The following is a 3,227-nucleotide window of genomic DNA, read 5'->3' as shown; positions in this document are numbered from 1 at the left end:
GCGCTATAATAGGACTTAGGAAATGGAGGAAAAAGTATGAAAGTACATTCTAATTTTACTAGACCTAAGTCCAAAAAACGTCTGATTGCATTCTCATGTGCAACTGCTCTTGCAAGTTTTGCCTTTATCGCAAGACCTGCCTTCGCTGAGGAAGCTAAAGCTGATAGCTCAACAAACCTTGATGTTACTGCTGCTACCACTGCCAATGTGGAAACCACCGCAGACCTCGTAGAAACTAAGGTTGTCGAAGCTCCTGCTACTACTGAAAATGTGGCTAGCACAGAAAACACCACAAATGTTTCAGAACAAGCCACAACTTCTGCTACAAGTTCGGAAAACGCTAGTGAAACAGCTTCAACAACTGCAAGCGAAAGTCAAGCACCTGCAGAATCGGCCTCAGGCCAAACACGCGAAGCTGTAACTACAGACCGGGCTGCCAGTGAGGCTGCATCAGCAACCGCAGATACCAATAGTGAAACCAATGTTACCGGTGGTCAATATTATAGTGATAGCCTTGGTAACTGGTATTATAAGGATGCTAGTGGTAAGAACCTAACTGGTGCACAAAAAATCGATGGGGTCAACGTTTATTTCGATGAAAATGGCATACAAGTCAAGGGAAACTTTTCAAAAAATAAACAATACTATGATGCAGATTCTGGTGCTCTTGTAACGGATCGTTATATTAATCATCTTGGTGGTGTTTACTATGTCGATAAAAATGGTGAACCATTAAAAGGCGCACAAACCATTCAAGGAAAACAAGTTTATTTCAATGATTACAACGGCCTTCAAGTTCGAGACGGATTTGCTAGCAATGAACACTTCTACGATAAAGATGGTAACCTTGTAACAGATAGCTATGTTTTTAGCACTAAATACAACTATAACAACACTATCTATCCTTTCTATGTTGATAAAAATGGCGACAAATTAAAAGGTGAACAAATCATCAATGGAAAATCTGTCTATTTCGATAAGTATGATGGAGCACAGGTGCGTAATAGCGTTGCTGACAATGGGCGTTTCTATGATCAAGATGGTAATTTAGTTGATCTAGGGAAAAAACACTACGTGTTCATCGATAACCATTGGTTCTATGTTGATGAAGATGGAAAGATACTTAAAGGTGAACAAGTCATTGATGGTGTGAAAGTTTACTTTACCCCTTATTACGGATATCAAATTAAAGGGGATTTTAATTCTGACGGCCAATTCTATGACAAGGATACTGGCGAGCTCGTGACAAACCGTTATATTCAATTAACACGCTACGAATCGAACGGCTCTATGGCTCCAACTCTAGAGACCCATTGGTATTATCTTGGGGCAGACGGAAAAGTGGTAACAGGTCCACAAGTTATTGACGGCGTTCGTGTCTACTTTAACTATAGAGGACACCAAGCAAAAGGAGACTTTGGCTACGATGGTTATTATTATGATAAAGACACTGGAGCACTCGTCAAAAATAGCTTTGTCTCCTTAGAGCAACCATCAGGAACCCTTATTTATTACCTCGATAACGAAGGCAATACAATTAAGGGAGAACAAATTATTAATGGTAAGCATCTCAACTTCGGTGAATACGGTATCCAAGTTAAGGGAAATTTCGCACCTAATGGACTTTTTTATGATGCAATTACAGGGGAACCTGTTACTAATCGTTATGTTCAAATCAATGACCAGAGTAACTCATATAATACCCTTGAAAATAAAGATAAATGGTTCTATATCGGTTCAGACTCTAAAGCTCTTAAAGGAGAGCAAGTCATTAATGGCGTAACCGTATTCTTTGACAAAGATGGGGTTCAAGCTAAAGGGATTTTCGCAGATGACGGTTTCTATTATGATAAAGATTCTGGAGCACGCGTTAATCTTGGCAACAATCAGTTTGTTCAAGTGAACGGTAACTGGTACTATCTTAATAACGAAGGTAAAATTGTAAAAGGTGAACAAGTCATTAATGGCAACAATTTTTACTTTGATAAAGATGGCAAGCAAGTTAAAGGGAACTTTGCTGAAAATGGAGCGTACTATGATGAAAATTCAGGAGTACAAGTAACCAATCGTTATGTTAACTTCAATAACAATTGGTATAGAATCGGTGCTAAAGGTACTCCTCTTAAAGGTGCCCATGTCGTTGATGGTCATAATGTTTTCTTTGACCAAGACGGTAAACAGATTAAGGGCGACTTCGCTTCGGATGGCTACTATTACAGTAAAAATTCAGGAGACCGAGTAGACTTAGGACAAAATCATTATCAAAACATAAACAATAATTGGTATTATATTGGTAATGACGGCAAACGCCTTACTGGTGAACAAGTCATTGATGGTGTCGAGGTCTACTTCGATAGTACTGGTAAGCAGGTTAAAGGAAACTTTGCTGAAAACGATTCATTTTACGATAAAGATAGTGGTGCCCGCCTTAAGGAACAATTTGTCGATTTGAATGGAAAGACTTATTATGTTGATGCTAAAGGCAAAAGACTTAGAGAAGGGGGAGTTCGAACTATCAATGGTAAAGAGTATACCTTTACGGGCGGTGCAGATCCCCACCTTGCTAGAGAAGAATTTCTATATCCTTACGGCTACTCTTCATTCTACGATTTGAATAACAAAGAAGTCAAAGGGCCTCAATTCGTTAAGGCCAGAAGCGGTAATAGATATTACATTACCGCTTCTGGTCACGTCCCATTAGGGCTTCACATTATCAACGGAGAACTTTATATGTTTGATGCTCCGACAAATAAATATGCTGATGGTAGGGTTAGTGCGAATGGCTTGACTAAAGACTATTTCCCATCACTTATTCCTAATGGTAGCCATATCTATTACTTTGATAAGGAAACAGCTACTGCTATAAAAAATCAATATAAAGAGGTTAATGGTAACTGGTATTACTTTGGACCTAATTGGTATGCACTAACCGGTGAACAAACTATTGATGGGGCTCATGTCTATTTCCATAGAGATGGCAAACAAGCTAAAGGGGAACTAGTCACTGTAAATGATAAACTTCATTATTATGATCCTAACAGTGGTGCACGTACTGAGAACACTACCCTCACTATCGAAGGTAAGACCTACCATTTTGATGCTGAGGGAAATGGAAAACTCCTCAATTAGTGTAAGTGAGCAGTAAGCATTATGAAAAAGTAATTCCATCTTCCACTTTAAGAAAACTTTAGGCTTTGCTTTATATACTATAACCATCCTAAAACTTT

1 protein-coding gene is annotated in these 3,227 nt (G+C 38.7%); it reads left to right on the top strand.

Going from position 1 to position 3,227, the window contains the following annotated elements; genetic code table 11:
* Window positions 1-36: 36 nt before the first annotated feature.
* Window positions 37-3,129, top strand: coding sequence for a hypothetical protein (locus ADH51_RS05395; RefSeq protein ID WP_048675026.1), 3,093 nt, complete (start codon window positions 37-39; stop codon window positions 3,127-3,129).
* Window positions 3,130-3,227 lie beyond the last annotated feature (98 nt).

Source organism: Streptococcus sp. 449_SSPC, assembly GCF_001073005.1.
Lineage (GTDB): Bacteria > Bacillota > Bacilli > Lactobacillales > Streptococcaceae > Streptococcus > Streptococcus salivarius_F.
This window is presented reverse-complemented; position numbering and strand designations above follow the sequence as displayed.

Coding starts and splice junctions, on each gene's coding strand:
- ADH51_RS05395 (WP_048675026.1), top strand. CDS start 37: ATGAAAGTACATTCTAATTTTACTAGACCTAAGTCCAAAAAACGTCTG.